The 15,278-nt window shown below is 65.8% G+C and carries 17 protein-coding genes, 3 tRNA genes and 1 pseudogene; 14 read left to right on the forward strand and 7 right to left on the reverse strand.

Annotated elements, in window-relative coordinates:
- Positions 1 to 33: 33 nt before the first annotated feature.
- From CQY20_RS06470 to CQY20_RS06495, 6 genes are all read right to left on the reverse strand, one after another.
- The gene (locus CQY20_RS06470; protein WP_097939164.1) at positions 34 to 639 is read right to left on the reverse strand and encodes a TetR/AcrR family transcriptional regulator; all 606 of its coding nucleotides are present in this window, start codon (positions 637 to 639) and stop codon (positions 34 to 36) included.
- Positions 640 to 648: 9 nt separating this feature from the next.
- Positions 649 to 1,350 (reverse strand): crotonase/enoyl-CoA hydratase family protein, encoded by a 702-nt coding sequence (locus CQY20_RS06475; RefSeq protein WP_097939166.1) that lies wholly within the window; start codon positions 1,348 to 1,350, stop codon positions 649 to 651.
- A 72-nt stretch (positions 1,351 to 1,422) separates the two neighbouring features.
- Positions 1,423 to 2,478 (reverse strand): DUF8453 domain-containing protein, encoded by a 1,056-nt coding sequence (locus tag CQY20_RS06480; protein ID WP_234816129.1) that lies wholly within the window; start codon positions 2,476 to 2,478, stop codon positions 1,423 to 1,425.
- 166 nt (positions 2,479 to 2,644) lie between these two features.
- On the reverse strand, positions 2,645 to 3,697 hold the full coding sequence (locus CQY20_RS06485; RefSeq protein WP_097939168.1) for a phospholipase effector Tle1 domain-containing protein: 1,053 nt from the start codon (positions 3,695 to 3,697) through the stop codon (positions 2,645 to 2,647).
- A 349-nt stretch (positions 3,698 to 4,046) separates the two neighbouring features.
- Positions 4,047 to 4,757, reverse strand: coding sequence for an MBL fold metallo-hydrolase (locus CQY20_RS06490; RefSeq protein ID WP_097939261.1), 711 nt, complete (start codon positions 4,755 to 4,757; stop codon positions 4,047 to 4,049).
- 9 nt (positions 4,758 to 4,766) lie between these two features.
- The gene (locus CQY20_RS06495; RefSeq protein WP_097939171.1) at positions 4,767 to 5,636 is read right to left on the reverse strand and encodes an NYN domain-containing protein; all 870 of its coding nucleotides are present in this window, start codon (positions 5,634 to 5,636) and stop codon (positions 4,767 to 4,769) included.
- Positions 5,637 to 5,844: 208 nt separating this feature from the next.
- Here CQY20_RS06495 and CQY20_RS34440 point away from each other — a divergent pair, with 208 nt between their 5' ends.
- The 13 genes and pseudogenes from CQY20_RS34440 (at position 5,845) to CQY20_RS06570 (ending at position 12,140) form a co-directional block, all read left to right on the forward strand.
- Positions 5,845 to 6,537, forward strand: coding sequence for a DUF4352 domain-containing protein (locus tag CQY20_RS34440; protein ID WP_163700843.1), 693 nt, complete (start codon positions 5,845 to 5,847; stop codon positions 6,535 to 6,537).
- Positions 6,538 to 6,607: 70 nt separating this feature from the next.
- A tRNA-Thr gene (locus CQY20_RS06515) sits at positions 6,608 to 6,680 on the forward strand.
- A gap of 59 nt (positions 6,681 to 6,739) precedes the next feature.
- A tRNA-Met gene (locus CQY20_RS06520) sits at positions 6,740 to 6,813 on the forward strand.
- 51 nt (positions 6,814 to 6,864) lie between these two features.
- On the forward strand, positions 6,865 to 7,032 hold the full coding sequence (gene rpmG, locus CQY20_RS06525; RefSeq protein ID WP_059101288.1) for a 50S ribosomal protein L33: 168 nt from the start codon (positions 6,865 to 6,867) through the stop codon (positions 7,030 to 7,032).
- 48 nt (positions 7,033 to 7,080) lie between these two features.
- A complete protein-coding gene (gene hadA / locus CQY20_RS06530) occupies positions 7,081 to 7,560 on the forward strand; it encodes a (3R)-hydroxyacyl-ACP dehydratase subunit HadA (RefSeq protein ID WP_097939175.1) in 480 nt (159 codons plus the stop codon).
- The gene (gene hadB, locus CQY20_RS06535) at positions 7,547 to 7,975 is read left to right on the forward strand and encodes a (3R)-hydroxyacyl-ACP dehydratase subunit HadB (protein WP_097939177.1); all 429 of its coding nucleotides are present in this window, start codon (positions 7,547 to 7,549) and stop codon (positions 7,973 to 7,975) included. Before hadA ends, hadB begins: the two co-directional genes overlap by 14 nt.
- Before the next feature lie 3 nt (positions 7,976 to 7,978).
- A pseudogene (hadC, locus tag CQY20_RS06540) lies at positions 7,979 to 8,476 on the forward strand ((3R)-hydroxyacyl-ACP dehydratase subunit HadC); the annotation flags it as partial.
- A gap of 299 nt (positions 8,477 to 8,775) precedes the next feature.
- Positions 8,776 to 8,848: transfer RNA gene (locus CQY20_RS06545), tRNA-Trp, on the forward strand.
- Between the two features lie 78 nt (positions 8,849 to 8,926).
- Positions 8,927 to 9,295 carry a preprotein translocase subunit SecE gene (gene secE, locus CQY20_RS06550; protein ID WP_163700841.1) on the forward strand — a complete coding sequence of 123 codons (369 nt, stop codon included), beginning with the start codon at positions 8,927 to 8,929 and terminating at the stop codon, positions 9,293 to 9,295.
- A 27-nt stretch (positions 9,296 to 9,322) separates the two neighbouring features.
- A complete protein-coding gene (gene nusG, locus CQY20_RS06555; RefSeq protein WP_097939181.1) occupies positions 9,323 to 10,141 on the forward strand; it encodes a transcription termination/antitermination protein NusG in 819 nt (272 codons plus the stop codon).
- 73 nt (positions 10,142 to 10,214) lie between these two features.
- Positions 10,215 to 10,643 (forward strand): 50S ribosomal protein L11, encoded by a 429-nt coding sequence (rplK, locus tag CQY20_RS06560; RefSeq protein ID WP_097939183.1) that lies wholly within the window; start codon positions 10,215 to 10,217, stop codon positions 10,641 to 10,643.
- Between the two features lie 138 nt (positions 10,644 to 10,781).
- A complete protein-coding gene (gene rplA, locus CQY20_RS06565; RefSeq protein WP_097939185.1) occupies positions 10,782 to 11,489 on the forward strand; it encodes a 50S ribosomal protein L1 in 708 nt (235 codons plus the stop codon).
- A gap of 6 nt (positions 11,490 to 11,495) precedes the next feature.
- Complete coding sequence (locus CQY20_RS06570; RefSeq protein WP_097939187.1) at positions 11,496 to 12,140, forward strand: M15 family metallopeptidase; 645 nt, start codon at positions 11,496 to 11,498, stop codon at positions 12,138 to 12,140.
- 108 nt (positions 12,141 to 12,248) lie between these two features.
- Here CQY20_RS06570 and CQY20_RS06575 read toward each other — a convergent pair whose 3' ends face one another.
- Entirely contained in the window at positions 12,249 to 13,112 is an 864-nt protein-coding gene (locus CQY20_RS06575; protein ID WP_371871103.1) for a cyclopropane mycolic acid synthase family methyltransferase, read from the reverse strand.
- Between the two features lie 289 nt (positions 13,113 to 13,401).
- Here CQY20_RS06575 and CQY20_RS06580 point away from each other — a divergent pair, with 289 nt between their 5' ends.
- A complete protein-coding gene (locus CQY20_RS06580; protein ID WP_097939191.1) occupies positions 13,402 to 15,270 on the forward strand; it encodes a fatty acyl-AMP ligase in 1,869 nt (622 codons plus the stop codon).
- Positions 15,271 to 15,278 lie beyond the last annotated feature (8 nt).

The raw sequence follows: 15,278 nt of genomic DNA on the forward strand, positions 1-15,278 counted from the left end.
GTGGCGAATGGGGTGTCTAACCCGCGCCCGGCGCTATCCGGCCGGCGGGGCCCAACCGAAGCCGTCGAGCACCGCCGTCACCCCCACCTTCCACCGCCGCTCGATCTCGGTCGGCGAGGTGCCCAGCCATCGACCGGCCTCCTGCACCGCCAAACCCTGTGCGAGCGCCAACAACACGTGTGCGATGTCGACGGCATTTCCGCCGAGCACGCCCTCGTCGATACAGCGCTGGATGCGGCCGACGAAGATGTCGCGCACGGCCGCGCCTGCCGCGAGATCCTCTGGGCCGGGCTCGAAGTCGGCGAACGGCCGCGTAAACATCACCTGGCCCAGCCTCGGATAGGCGCGGCAGAACAACCGGAACACCGGCACAAGTCGCTCGACATCGCCCAGCGCATCGTCGGTCTGCGGGATCTTGGCCAGTTCGGCGCCCAACATGCGGAACCCCTCGAAGAACATCGCCCGCACCAGACCGGCCTTGTCGGCGAACAGCTCATACACCGCGGGCACCGATGTGCCTGCTCGTTCGGCCACCCGCCGCGTGGTGAACCGGGCGAAGCCTTCCTCGCCGAGCGTCGCGATCGCCACCTCGAGCACCCGGTCCCGAAGCTCGGGCGTGCGTTGCTTCGCCCTCGGCATCGCACAGGCCTAGATTGCGGTGAATTCTGTTGGCAGACCTTCGATTCCGGCGCGGATCGCGGCCAGCGCGGAGTCGCGCGCCTTCAACTTGCTCGCCAGATGCGCGCCCGCATGCAGCGTCGAGGCCGCCTCCTTCGCGACGTCCTGTGTCCGCTGCAGCACCTGATCCTCGTCGACGATTTCGTCGAGCCAGCCGCCCGCGATCGCCTCGTCACCGACGAACGTCGCAGCCATCGACACCGCGCGCTGAAAAGCCGGGGGCATCAACCGCATTCGCATGATCTCGATCGCCGAGATCGGGATCGTCATACCGATCGCCACCTCGATGGCCTGGCACCGCGACTTCGGCGCACCGACGCGGTGGTCCCCGCTGAGCAGCAGGAAGGCTCCCATCGCGATCGCCGGGCCCGTCGCCGCCATCACCACCGGCTTGGGGAACGTCAGGCACCGCACCGACAACTCGAAACCGCCCGCCAGCATGCCCAGCGCGGCCTCCGCATCGCCGGACTGAAACACCGACAGGTCGAACCCGCCGCTGAACACCCGCTGATTGCCGGCCAGCACGACGGCCTTGGCGTCGTCTTTCTCGGCCCGATCCAGCGCCTCGTTGATCGCCGTCTGCATGGCAGGGCTGAGCACGTTGACCTTGCCGTCGTCCATCGTGATCGTGGCGATGGAATCAGCGAGCTCGTAGCGCACCGGGCTGGTCATCAAGGCCTCCAAGACGTGGGCATTTGTTTCGGAACGATGTTACGAAACCGCGTTCCGAAAACCAAACGCCTGTCAGCCGATGCGCCGATGCCTACCGTTGATCACCCGCGTCTGCGCGTCGTCGTCGTCATACGGCGGTTCCTCGTCGTACTGCGCGTCGTCGTCGTCATACGGCGGTTCCTCGTCGTACTGCGGCGGCGGCTCGTTATACGGCTGCGGCGGGCCGTCGTAGCGCTGCTGTTGCTGCGGCAGTTCGTCGACCGCGACGGGGGCCGCAGGCGATTCCTGACGCAGCCGGGCTTCCCGGGGCGCAGAGGGCGGAGCCGGGACCTGCTGGCGGGCCGCGCCGTGCTGGGGGGCCGCGGATTCGTGCACGATGCGGAACTGGCTGCGGTAGCGGTCGCGCTGCGCGTTGGCGGCCGCGGTCATCTTGTTGATCTCGGCCTGCAGGACCTCTTGGCGGCTCTCGGTCGTCGCGTAGTGGTAGTACGCCAGCACGGCGCGCAACAGTTCGAGTTTCTGCTTCTCCTGGCGAGCCAGATCGTGGGTGGTCAGCAACTCCAGCCGCTCGACGGGATGCAGCGTCGCCCAATCCAGCACCGCAGGCGTGCGGAACTGCTTGCGTGCCCGCTTGCCCTTCTTCTGCGCTGTCGCCGGCTGGTCGTAGAACGTGACGGCTCCGGCGAAGCGCGAACCGATCGCCTCGCCGAGCTGCTTGCGGTCCAGCGCCGAATCCCACACCGTGCGCCATTCCTGTGACGGCGCCAGGTAGGGGATCTCCTGCGGCAGTTGAAGCGGGACGATGTCGACGTAGTTGTCGGCGTCGGCGCCCTCATAGCGGGCAACCGTTGGGGGAGTGGCGAATTCGAGTTTGATTCCGTAGGCAGGCGTCTGGCCGAAGTTCTTGACGACCAATTCGATGAGATGCCAGTCCGACGCGCTGGGCTCCATGTACATGGAGACGTTGGGCTGCGAGCGGTCGTCGTTCTCCTGCTTGGCGTGTTGGAACTGCCGCCACGCGTAGATGAGGGCGGCGACGGTGATGCACAGCGCCAACCATGCGGCCAGCGCCGTCCACGCGCTGGGGGACAGATCTGCGATGTTGTCGAACCAATCGGTAATCCCCACGCGATGTCTATACCATGATCGGCCACTCCGGTCAGCACTCGCTTATCGCGGACGACAATAATTTGCTGCCGTGCTAATTTCTGGTGCGTTAGATGAGGCTGAAGTGCCTAGCGTGGTTAACCGATGACATTGCCGGAAATTCGCTCGTTGCGCTGAAATCCGACTCCTATGACGCGACGGCAGTTAGCTCGTCGGAATCGGCCGCCGCAGGCTCCTCCAGCGCGGGCGGCTCCGCGGGCAGCCGTTCGGCGCGTGCGGCCCAATCGAGGTCGCACCATTCGAAGTGGCTGGGCAGCCGTCGCCAGTAGCTGGGGTGGGCGCGCACGTACACCTCGACGCTGGCGTGCACGAGCGCGCCCTCGGGCACGGTGCGGAAGCGCAGCGAGCGGACGCCCTCGGCGAGCGCATCGAGTTCGGTCGGCGCGGGGATGCGCTGGCCGGCATCGCCGATGCTGGCGCCCGCCGCCACCACACCGTCGAGCATCCAGTCCAGAGTGATGTCGGCCAGCGGCCAATACGCGTTGCGGCCCCCGACGATGTCGCAGTGCGTGCCGCGGAACCAGACTTCCTCGATGGCGTCGCTGGTGCCGATGCGGCATTCGGCGAACGGGCCCGCGCCGCCGTCGATGGCCACGGCGTGACGTCCGGCGACGACGTTACCGAGATAGTCGCTCTCCGAAAGAGCCGGTGTGCCAGGAACTCTCACGGTGTCCCACAGCCCGAGGAAATGTACCGGCACCGCGATGTCGCTTCGTCCCTGGATGATGCAGGCCAATCGATGGACCTGCTGCCACTCCTCGGGTGTGCGGTATTGCGTCGGCAGCGCGTAGGCGCCCAGTGCGTATTCGACGAAGTGGTCGTCGGCGTCGCCCATCAGGCCGACCACGCCGAGCATCCTGGCGAGGCTGCGGGCGCAGTAGGCGCCCCGGCCGGCGCCGAGCAGGAAGATCCGGTCCTGCGGTTGCCAGTTCTCGGCGATGAAGAAATACGCGTCGACGATCGCCTGGCGCGCCGCGGCCACGGTGTCCTTCCGCCAGCGACGCGCAGCGGGATTGAACAGGTGCGGCGAGTTCAATGCGGCCTCGCCGGCGTCATACCAGGTGACCTGGTTGTCGTCGTCGCTGGCGTCGAGCAGCCGGAACAATGCTTCGGCATTCGTGGCGTCACGTGCGCCGGTGAGAGGCATTGTGCTGTCGAAGCAGACGATGACGTTCCTCATAGCAAACTCCCTGACCGCACGACCGCGAACGCGCGGACGCTGACAATTCGACTTTGCCAGGGTCGGGCCGAGATGTCATGAGTATTGCGCTACTCGAATGAATTTCTTCTCCGATTTCGACGCGAGTAGGCGTTAACTTGTGCGGAATCAGTCGCCGGAAAACCCGCGAATGGAGTATTCCGCGTCCACGTCGCGGGTATCGGCGCTGGTCACGTGGCTGCGCAATGCGCAGGGGCGCGGTTGCCGGCGGTTCAAGGGGTGTTCTGGGCCGTTGCTGTAGTCATTCAAGTTTGGCCGTCGTCGACGTCTTTGTCGCGATACATAGCAACCGGGAGGGAGGGGGCTGCGTTCAGCCGCCCATCAGCATCCGCCACTGCTCCAGGTTGCTGGCGCGGTACACGTAGTTGGTGCGGCGCACCTCCGACAGCGAGGCGCTGGGCTCGGCCGAATACCAATGCCCGGGGTAGACGACCGGGTCGCCGGAGAGTTGGGCGAGCTGCTGCAGGCTGCGGAACATGTCGTCGACGTTGCCGCCGGGGAAGTCGGTGCGCCCACAGCCCTCGAGGAACAGCGTGTCGCCCGCGACGAGTCGCCCGTCGAGCAGGAAGCACTGGCTGCCTGGCGTATGTCCTGGTGTGTGCAGCAGCTCGATCTCGACGTCGCCGACGCTGATCTTGTCGCCGTGCTCGTGACCGGTGAGGTCACTGCGCGCGATGCCGGTGACCCGCGAAACCCAATCTGCCTCAAGACTGTTGACGTGCACGGGCACACTCTGACGCTCCAGCAGCTCGGCGAGGCCTTTGAGTTCGAAGCCCATCATCGAGCCGCCGACATGGTCGGGGTGGTGGTGAGTGACCAGCACGCCGGACAACTTCATGCCGTCGGCTTCGAGCGCGTCGACCAGATCGTTGGCGGCGTAGGCCGGATCGACCACGACGGCGTCGCCGGTCTCGCGGTCGCCGATCAGATACGCGAAATTGCGCATCTGCTGGGCGATCATGTCGGACTTCGCGAAGTCGCGGCCGGACAGCAGCTGCCGAAAGTACAGGCGTTCGGTCATGACCACAGCCTAGGGACGGCGCAGCCGCACCATGCGGGTGGTGCTGCTCTCGTCGAGTTCGACGATGTCGCTGCGGGAGCGCAGGAAGTCGCTGAACGACCGGAATCCCAGCGACTTCTCGGAGAACGACGGGTCCATCCTCTTCATCTGCGCCTTGACCGCCGAGTTGTGCAGCCAGTCGGCGTCGTCCTTCTCGTGGCCGATCCGCAGCGCCCGCTCCAGCAGGCCCGTCGCGGCGGCCTGCGGGTCGGCGGGCTCGGGTTCGTCGTCGGGCTCCTTGGACTTGGCGCGCTTGGTGGCTTTCTTCGGCGGCTCGGGCGCGGGCGTCGGGATCCCCGGCAGCGCGTCGTAGGTGACGAACTCGTCGCAGGCCGCGGCCAGCGACTTGCTGGTGGCGCCCGCGACGCCGATGCCGACGACGTAGCGGCCCAAGCGCTTACACCGCTGCGCGAGCGGGATGTAGTCGGAATCGCCGCCGACGATGACCACGTGCGTGAGGTCGGGCAGCCGGAACATGTCCTCGACGGCGTCGACGGCCAGGCGGATATCGGCGCCGTTCTTGCCGTAGGCCGCCGCCGGGAACAGCTGCACCAGATCGACCGCGCGGCTGACGAGCTGGTCGCGGTAGTCGGCGTTGATGTCGCTCGACCAGTCGGCGTAGGCGCGGGTCAGCACGAGCGTGCCGAAGGACGAGGCGAAGTCCATGATGGCGCCGACGTCGACGGTGGCCTTGGCCAGTTTCTCCTTGCTCAGCCCGCGGGCCTTGTCCTTCTGGAACGAGTTGCGGCCGTGCACCTGGTCGTAACGGGAGATCACGATGTTGTCGAAGTCGAGGTACACCGCGACGCGCGGCGTATCGGACACCCCCGTCTCCGGCATGGGTCTGTCCTATCACAGCTCGACCGCCCGTCGGCGCCGCTCGCTTCACGCCGAGACCGACGAAATGGCGCGATCTTCTCGCCCTTTCACGCCCATACGTTGGTTTGGGCGAGGAGGGGACGGTGGGTGTTACGCCTTCTGCGCGGCGGCGACCTGGGTTAGTGTCCGACAGGGTGGGCTGGCAGGCAGCCCAAGGAAGGTCGCGGCGGTGACCACACCTGCAGGTTGGTATCCGGATCCCGACGGGTCGGGCGGTCAGCGCTATTTCGACGGCCACGCCTGGACCGATCAGCGGGCACCGGCCCTGCAGCCGTCGTCGGCGCCGAGCGGGAAGGTCATCGCCGGCATCGTCGCCGGGGTCGTCGTGTTGCTGGTCGTCGGCGCCGCCGCGGTGGTCATGACGCTGCGGGCCGACGCCGGCGACTCGACCGTCACCCGTACCGAGGCGTCGGCGCAGAGCTCAACGGTGGCCCAGGACGAGGAGGCGATCGAGGCGCCCACGCTCGGCGACCAGGCCTACGACATCGGCACGCCGGTGCGCGACGGCGGCTTCGAGTTTGTCGTCACCGGCATCGAGCGGGCGCCGGCCGTCGCCGACCCGGAGTTCCCCGAGCTGCAGAAGGCCGCCGAGGGGGAGTACGTGCTGGTCAACATGACCGTGACCAACGTCGGCACCGAACCGCAGAGCTTCTTCGTGTCCTACAACACGCTCTCCGACGGCGACACGGAATACCGGGCCGACGACGAGGCTTGGATATATCTGGGCAACACCCTGGCCGATCTCAACCCCGGCGATTCGATCGACACCGAAGTCGTCTTCGATGTGCCGGTGGGTACCGAGCCGCAGTCCATCGAGTTGCATGGCGGTCCGCGGTCGGACGGCGTGACCGTCGAGCTTTAAGCGGTTTGGCGAGGCAATCGGCGAGAATGTACCCTCTACAAGGCCCACGGGCGTAACCGCGCGGGGTCAGGCCCCCTTAGCTCAGTCGGCAGAGCGTTTCCATGGTAAGGAAAAGGTCAACGGTTCGATTCCGTTAGGGGGCTCGGTGGACGCCTGGGCGAGCGATGCGACGGGAGAAATCCCATAGCCTCTGGCGACGCAGGGCGATGTAGCTCAGTCGGTTAGAGCGAACGACTCATAATCGTTAGGTCGCCGGTTCGAGTCCGGCCATCGCTACAAGACAAAAGTAGAGAAGCGTGGCTTCTCATTAGTAGGGAGACAGCTGACGTGGCGTCGAGTACCGACGTACGGCCAAAGATCACCTTGGCCTGCGAGGTGTGCAAGCACCGCAACTACATCACCAAGAAAAACCGCAGAAACGATCCCGACCGCCTCGAGATCAAGAAGTTCTGCCCGAACTGCGGTAAGCACCAGCCGCACAAAGAGTCGCGCTAGACGACACTCGCGGGTGTTTGCCGGACGACTGCGATAGGTTCACCAACCGTGGCATTGTCTCCAAAGCTGGTCGGGCTGCATTACCGGCACCCCGACTTCTATGAGGTAGGGCGGGAGAAGATTCGCGAATACGCCGGAGCTGTCAAGAACGATCACCCGGCGTTCTTCACCGAGAAGGCAGCCGCTGAACTCGGCTTCGACGCGCTTCTGGCACCGCTGACGTTCATCTCGGTGTTCGGATACCAGGCCCAGCTGGCGATGTTCCATTCCAATGGCGTCGCGATCGCCGACGAGAAGATCGTCCAAGTCGACCAGTCGCTGAAGTTCGTTCGGCCCATCAAGGCGGGCGACCGGCTCTATGCGGACACCTATGTGCACTCGATTCGCCAGTCGTTCGGCGCAGACATCATCGTGACCAAGAACATCGTGACCAATCAGGACGGCGAAGTGGTACAGGAGACCTACACGACCCTCGCGGGCCGTACGGGGGAAGACGGGGAAGGTGGCTTCAACGATGGCTCTGCGTAGCTTCGACTCGGTGAAGGTGGGTGACGTACTTCCCGAGAAGGTCATCCCGCTGACCCGTCAGGACCTCGTGAACTACGCGGGCGTTTCCGGCGACCTCAACCCGATCCACTGGGACGACGACATCGCCAAGCAGGTCGGCCTGGACACCGCGATCGCCCACGGCATGCTCACCATGGGCCTCGGTGGCGGTTACGTCACCGACTGGGTGGGCGACCCGGCCGCCGTCACCGAGTACAACGTCCGCTTCACCGCCGTCGTACCGGTGCCCAACGACGGTGTCGGCGCCGAGATCACCTTCAGCGGCAAGGTGAAATCCGTTGACCCCGAGACGAAGTCGGTGACCATCGCTTTGTCGGCGACGAGCGGTGGGAAGAAGATTTTCGGCCGCGCCATTGCAAGCGCGAAGCTGGCGTAGCGGATGGCGATCAAGACAAATGTCCTTGGAATGGTCCACGAGTACCACGACTACTTCATCGTGGGCCGGGAAAAGATCCGCGAGTACGCCAACGCCGTAAAGTCCTACCACCCGGCCTCCCACGACGAGGCCGCCGCGGCCGAACTCGGGTACCAGGCGCTGGTGGCGCCGCTGACCTTCGTGTCGACGTTCGCGCTGATCATGCAGCAGGACTTCTTCCGCAAGGTCGACACCGGCTTCGAGACCATGCAGATCGTGCAGGTCGACCAGAAGTTCAAGTACTACAAGCCGCTGCTGGCCGGCGACAAGGTATGGGGCCGCATGGAGGTCGTCTCGGTCGATGAGCGCTTCGGCGCCGACATCGTCGTCACCCGCAACCTGGCCCTCGACGACAACGGCGAGCTCTACCTGGAGGCCTTCACCACGCTGATGGGCCACGAGGGTGACAACTCGATCTCGGCGCGCTACGACCCCGAGACCGGCCAGGTCATGCGGGTGCCCGCCAATGCCCGCAGGGCCGCCGCCGAGCCTGCACCGGGCGACGCTTCGGGCGAGTCTTCGGCGGATGCTTCGGGCGGCGCTCCTGGCGAGGCTTCTGCGGCCAAGGTCGAGGGAGCGGCCGCCGGCGGCGATGCAAAGCTTGATTAGTAACTAAGACCAGCCCCGTTGTACACTCGGACCTCGGGGTTTTCCCAGTCAAGCGCGCTGTCCGTCGGTTTGTCGATCGACCGATCGGGGAGCGCGCAAATTGTGTGAGCCTCGGGCGGGGTGTTTGCCCTGTCAGCAGCGTTTTCTCACGAAGGGGCGTAGCTCAACTGGCAGAGCAGCGGTCTCCAAAACCGCAGGTTGCAGGTTCAAGTCCTGTCGCCCCTGCTCAAACTGAATACTCGACAAGTGTGGACACTGGAAGGTGACCCACAACAACCGTCCATCAGACAAAGGAAGTATGCGGTGACCGACGAGCGCGAAGGTGCGGGCTCCGTGGTGACGCAGCCGGTACGACCCACCGGCAAGCGGTCGCGGCGGGGTGCCGCCGACGACGCCGAAACCTCGACTGGCGCCAAGGAAGCTCCCGCGCTCGAGGAGACCGGTAAGCGCAAGAAGACCAAGAAGGCCAAGGGGCCGCGGCGCAACCCCCTCGCGTTCGTCATCAACTACCTGCGCGAGGTTTTCGGCGAGCTGCGCAAGGTCATCTGGCCGAACCGCAAACAGATGGTCACCTACACCGCCGTGGTGCTGTTCTTCCTGGCGTTCATGGTGACGCTGATCGGGCTGGTCGACCTCGGTGTGGCCAGGCTCGTAATGCTGGTGTTCGGCTGACCTGATTATTGAGAGGACTGAGAAACCGTGACTACCTTCGACGGCGATACGCCCTCGGGTGAAACGGTCGACGTGATCGGAACCGACGTCGACGAAACGAACGTCGACCCGGCAACCGAAGACACCGACGAGACCTCTGCTGACGAGGCTCCCGCCGAGGAGGCTGCTGCCGACGAGACCGCCGAAGCGCCTGCTGACGAGACGGCTGCCGAGGAGGAAGAAGAGGAAGACCCCGCCGAGAAGCTCAAGAGGGAGCTGCGCAGCAAGCCCGGCGAGTGGTACGTCATCCACAGCTACGCCGGCTACGAGAACAAGGTGAAGGCCAACCTCGAGACCCGCGTGCAGAACCTCGACGTCGGCGACTACATCTTCCAGGTCGAGGTGCCCACCGAAGAGGTCACCGAGATCAAGAACGGCCAGCGCAAGCAGGTCAATCGCAAGGTGCTGCCCGGCTACATCCTGGTCCGCATGGAGCTCAACGACGAGTCGTGGGGCGCGGTGCGCAACACCCCCGGCGTCACCGGCTTCGTCGGCGCGACGTCGCGGCCGTCGCCGCTGTCGCTCGACGACGTGGTGAAGTTCCTGCTCCCGCCGGCCGCCGCCAAGAAGCCCGGGAAGGCCGCGTCGACGGCAGCCGCGGCGGAGACCGGTGGGATCGAGCGGGCGCCCGTCGAGGTTGACTTCGAGGTCGGCGAGTCGGTCACCGTCATGGACGGACCGTTCGCGACGCTGCCCGCCTCGATCAGCGAGGTCAACGCCGAACAACAGAAGCTCAAGGTGCTGGTGTCCATCTTCGGCCGCGAAACACCTGTGGAACTGACCTTCAACCAGGTCGCCAAAATCTAGCTAGGCGATTTCGGCGCGCGCAGCGGCGGCCAGCGCCGTTTAGCGCGCCGAAATCGCAGGAGAAAGGAAAAGGATGGCCCCGAAGAAGAAAGTCATCGGGCTGATCAAGCTGCAGATCCAGGCTGGGCAGGCCAACCCCGCCCCGCCGGTTGGTCCCGCGCTCGGCCAGCACGGTGTCAACATCATGGAGTTCTGCAAGGCGTACAACGCCGCGACGGAGAACCAGCGCGGCAACGTCATCCCCGTGGAGATCACCGTCTACGAGGACCGCAGCTTCACCTTCAACCTGAAGACGCCGCCCGCTGCCAAGCTGCTGCTAAAGGCCGCCGGTGTGCAGAAGGGCTCGGGCGAGCCGCACAAGACCAAGGTCGGCAAGGTGACCTGGGATCAGGTGCGCGAGATCGCCGAGACCAAGAAGGAAGACTTGAACGCCAACGACATCGATCAGGCGTCCAAGATCATCGCCGGCACGGCCCGGTCGATGGGGATCGCGGTCGAGTAGTTCGGCGCGATCCCGTTGAGATTGCGGTGATGGCGGACAAGTGCGAGTAGCCGCCGCCAAGGACGCAAACTCAACGAGTAGATCCAGTGGGAGGGCCAGCTTCGGCCCGCCAACCACAACTCTGAACAGGAGATATCAATGAGCAAGACCAGCAAGGCATATCGCGAAGCCGCCGCGAAGGTGGACCGGACCCGGCTGTACACGCCGCTGGAGGCCGCCAAGCTCGCGAAGGAAACATCGTCGAAGAAGCAGGACGCGACCGTCGAGGTCGCCATCCGCCTCGGCGTCGACCCCCGCAAGGCCGACCAGATGGTGCGCGGCACCGTCAACCTGCCGCACGGCACCGGTAAGACCGCCCGCGTCGCCGTGTTCGCCGTCGGCGAGAAGGCCGCCGAGGCCGAGGCCGCAGGCGCCGACGTGGTCGGCAGCGACGACCTGATCGAAAAGATTCAGGGCGGCTTCCTGGACTTCGACGCCGCGATCGCCACACCCGACCAGATGGCCAAGGTGGGCCGCATCGCCCGCATCCTCGGTCCGCGCGGCCTGATGCCGAACCCGAAGACCGGCACCGTCACCACCGACGTCGCCAAGGCCGTCAACGACATCAAGGGCGGCAAGATCAACTTCCGCGTCGACAAGCAGGCCAACCTGCACCTGATCATCGGCAAGGCCTCATTCGACGAGAAGGCGCTGGCCGAGAACTACGGCGCCGCGCTCGACGAGGTGCTGCGGGCCAAGCCGCCGTCGTCGAAGGGTCGCTATCTCAAGAAGATCGTCATGTCGACGACGACCGGCCCCGGCATTCCGGTCGACCCGTCCGTCACCCGCAACTTCGCTGAGGTTTAAGCCGTATTGCGCGCTGCCGCTGCGGGTTTGGCTGCGCTGGCCGTCGTCGCAGCGACGGCCTCACCCGTAGCGGGCGCGGACCCAGCGACGGCCGCTGACGCCGGCTTCGTCGACGTGCGCACCGTAATACCGGACGCCCGCGTCGATCTGCGCTACGCCACCGCGGACAACTTCGTCGGTAAACCCCTGTACCCCGCCGATGCCCGCTGCCTGGTGCACGAGTCGCTGTCGGGTGGGTTGGCCGCCGCAGACGCCGCGTTCCGAACGCGCGGCGCGCAATTGGTGTTCTGGGACTGCTATCGCCCGCACGCCGTGCAGGTCGAAATGTTCGAGGCGGTGCCGGACCCGAACTGGGTGGCGCGGCCGGGGTCGTATGCGCGCAGCCACGAGTCGGGCCGTTCCGTCGACGTGACCCTGGCCGACGTGCGCACCGGCCAGCTCATCGACATGGGCACCGGGTTCGACGACTTCTCGCCGCGGGCACAGGCTTTCGCCACCGCCGGGGTCACCGAGCAGCAGCAGGCGAACCGGGCTTGGCTGCGCGACGGCATGCGGGTCGGCGGGCTCGATGTGTACGCCGGGGAATGGTGGCACTTCGACGGCCCCAACGCCGACGTGAACATGCCGATCGTCGACGTGCCGCTGAACTAGTGTCCCGCTAGCTCCCGCGATCGGCCTCGCGAGCGTGCGCAAACTCCGGGATTTTCCCGGCATGTCGCCTTCAGACACGCACGCTCGCGCAAGAAGGGACCCGAGAGATCACTTGCAGAGGGTGAATTGGCAGACGTCGGTGTAGCCCTGTCGGAACATCTCCGCACAGCCCGTCAAATACTTCATGTAGCGGTCGTAGACCTCCTGCGACTGGATCGCGATCGCCTTGTCCCTGTTGGCCCGCAGGGCGGCCGCCCACAGATCCAACGTCCTGGCGTAGTGCGGCTGCAGGCGCTGAACCCGGCGTACGCCGAATCCCGCACGCGCGGAATGCTCTTCGACGACGGGGATCGTCGGCAGCCAGCCGCCGGGGAAGATCTCGGCCAGGATGAACCGGCAGAAGTGCACCACCTCGGCGGTCGTGTGCGCATTTCTCTGCCGCCGCTCCTGCAGCGTGACCCGCACGATCGTGTGCAGCAGCATGATGCCGTCGGGGCCGAGAAGATCGGCGGCCTTCGCGAAGAAGTACGGGTAGCGGTCGCTGCCGAAGTGTTCGAACGCGCCGATCGACACGATGCGGTCGACGGGCTCGTCGAACCGCTCCCAGCCCTCCAGCAGCACGCGCCTGCTGCGGGGGCTGTCCATCTCGTCGAAGCTGCGCTGGACGTGGGCCGCCTGGTTGGCCGACAGCGTCAGCCCGACGACGTCGACGTCGTAGACCTCGATGGCGCGGCGCATCGTGGCGCCCGACCCGCAGCCGATGTCGAGCAGCGTCATGCCGGGCTGCAGGTCCAATTTTCCGAGAGCAAGATCGATCTTGGCGAGCTGCGCCTCTTCCAGGGTCATGTCGTCGCGTTCGAAATAGGCGCAGCTGTAGGTCTGAGTCGGATCGAGGAACAGGCGGTAAAAATCGTCGGAAAGGTCGTCGTGGTGCTGGACCTCTTCGAAGCGCGGTTCCAATTGCGGTATCAATTTTTGCGACATAGCGCTTCCTCCCGACAGCCACCACCCGCATAACCAGGTCACATGGACTGAAAACCCGCCCCTTCCGCCAATTCGCTAAGTTTGCGTACGCGCGTGCCAACAAATATGGCAGAGCGTCTCATTTTGCGGGCGATCCTCGCGGACTCGGTGCGGATGTGGCGCAAGTGAACGCCAAAATCCGTTTCCGCTGATCGGGGCATAGAAGTCAAAAGTGAAATAACCCGCATGACCCCGCGCCGATTCACGGCTGAAGGGCCTCATCTCTTAGACTGCGCTTATGGAAAGTGCATCTGTGCATGGCGCAGCCGGTCCAAGGGCGGGACGGGCGAAGACCGAACCGTACTTGGATGAAAACGGTCGGATCGCCCTGCCGGATGGCACGAACCTGTCTGCGCTGCTGGACAAGAACATCGCCGACTTCGGCGACGCGCTGGCCTACCGCTTCATGGACTACAGCCAGGACCCCGAGGGGCGGGCCGTCGAGCTCACCTGGTCGCAGGTCGGCACGCGGTCGCGGGCCATCGGTGCCCGCCTGCAGCAGGTGACGTCGCTGGGCGATCGGGTGGCCATCCTCTGCCCGCAGGGGCTGGACTACGTGACGAGCTTTTTCGCGGCCATTCAGGCGGGAAACATCGCGGTTCCGCTGTTCGCCCCCGAGTTGCCCGGCCACGCCGAACGCCTCGACGCGGTCCTGACCGACGCCAAGCCCGCGGTGGTGCTGACGACGACTCCGGTGGCCGACGCCGTGCAGAAGTTCGTCCGGCTGATGCCCCGTGAGGTGCGCCCGCGCATCATCGCCGTCGACGCCATCCCCGACTCGGTGCAGTCGACGTTCGAGCCGATCGAGCTGGACAGCGATGCAATCACCTACCTGCAATACACCTCCGGGTCGACGCGCGTGCCGACCGGCGTGGAGATCAGCCACCGCGCCGCCGGAACCAATCTGCTGCAGATGGTGCTCTCGATCGGACTGGAGGGCGATTTCGACATCAACGGCGTGAGCTGGCTGCCGCTGTATCACGACATGGGGCTGATGATGATCGGCTTCCCCGTCCTCTACGGCGGACACCTCACGTTCATGTCGCCGATGGCGTTCGTGCGCAGGCCCTTCCGCTGGATCCAGGTGCTGTCCAACGAGTCGCAGAACAGTCTGATCGTCTCTCCCGCACCGAATTTCGCGTTCGATCTGGTGGTCCAGCGCGGCATGCCAGGGGACACCCCGATCGACCTGAGCAACGTCGTGCTGATCAACGGCTCCGAGCCGGTGAACCTCGAATCGATCAAGCGCTTCACCGAGGCGTTCCTGCCGTACGGGCTCTCCAAAACCGCGGTGCGGCCGTCGTACGGCATGGCGGAGGCGGCGTTGTTCGTGTCGTCCATCCCGCCTTACACCGAGCCGACGGCCGTCTATCTCGACCGCGAGGAGTTGGGGCGCGGCCGGGCCGTGCGGGTGCCGCCCGACGCGCCGAATGCGCTCGCGCAGGTGTCGTGCGGCAAGGTCTCGGTGGACCAGTGGGCGGCGATCGTCAACCCCGAGACCGGCGAGGAACTGCCCGACGAGCACGTCGGCGAGATCTGGCTGCACGGCGACAACATCGGCCGCGGCTACTGGGCCAGGCCCGAGGAGACGGAATACACCTTCGGCAACAAGCTGCAGTCGCGGCTGCAGACCGGCAGCCACGCCGAGGGCGCCGACGACGACGCGACCTGGCTGCGCACCGGCGATCTTGGCGTCTACATCGACGGCGACCTCTACATCACCGGCCGCATCAAGGACATGGTCATCGTCGACGGCCGCAACCACTACCCGCAGGACATCGAGGCCACCGTCGCCGAGGCGTCCCCGGCGATCCGCGCCGGCTTCGTCGCGGCGTTCTCGGTGCCCGCACGCGAGCTGCCCGGCGGTTCGCCCGACGACACCAGCGAGAAGCTGATCATCGTCGCCGAGCGTGGCCCCGGCGCCGGCCGCGCCGACCCCAAGCCGATCGTCGACGCCGTGCGCCGCGCGGTGTCGCGCAGGCACGCCGTCAATGTGCACGACGTCGCGTTGGTCGCCGCGGGCGTCATCCCCCGCACCACCAGCGGCAAGCTGGCGCGCCGCGCGTGCAGGCAGGAATACCTAGACGGGACGCTCGGCACCCGCTAGGGCGGTAC

The sequence above is a fragment of the Mycolicibacterium agri genome, assembly GCF_002553505.1.
Lineage (GTDB): Bacteria > Actinomycetota > Actinomycetes > Mycobacteriales > Mycobacteriaceae > Mycobacterium > Mycobacterium agri.

Excerpts from the sequence above, each read along its gene's own strand:
- CQY20_RS06470 (WP_097939164.1), bottom strand. The coding sequence starts at position 639 with ATGCCGAGGGCGAAGCAACGCACGCCCGAGCTTCGGGACCGGGTGCTC.
- CQY20_RS06475 (WP_097939166.1), bottom strand. The coding sequence starts at position 1,350 with ATGACCAGCCCGGTGCGCTACGAGCTCGCTGATTCCATCGCCACGATC.
- CQY20_RS06485 (WP_097939168.1), bottom strand. The coding sequence starts at position 3,697 with ATGAGGAACGTCATCGTCTGCTTCGACAGCACAATGCCTCTCACCGGC.
- CQY20_RS06490 (WP_097939261.1), bottom strand. The coding sequence starts at position 4,757 with ATGACCGAACGCCTGTACTTTCGGCAGCTGCTGTCCGGCCGCGACTTC.
- CQY20_RS06495 (WP_097939171.1), bottom strand. The coding sequence starts at position 5,636 with ATGCCGGAGACGGGGGTGTCCGATACGCCGCGCGTCGCGGTGTACCTC.
- hadB (WP_097939177.1), top strand. The coding sequence starts at position 7,547 with ATGGCTCTGCGTAGCTTCGACTCGGTGAAGGTGGGTGACGTACTTCCC.
- rplK (WP_097939183.1), top strand. The coding sequence starts at position 10,215 with ATGGCCCCGAAGAAGAAAGTCATCGGGCTGATCAAGCTGCAGATCCAG.
- rplA (WP_097939185.1), top strand. The coding sequence starts at position 10,782 with ATGAGCAAGACCAGCAAGGCATATCGCGAAGCCGCCGCGAAGGTGGAC.
- CQY20_RS06580 (WP_097939191.1), top strand. The coding sequence starts at position 13,402 with ATGGAAAGTGCATCTGTGCATGGCGCAGCCGGTCCAAGGGCGGGACGG.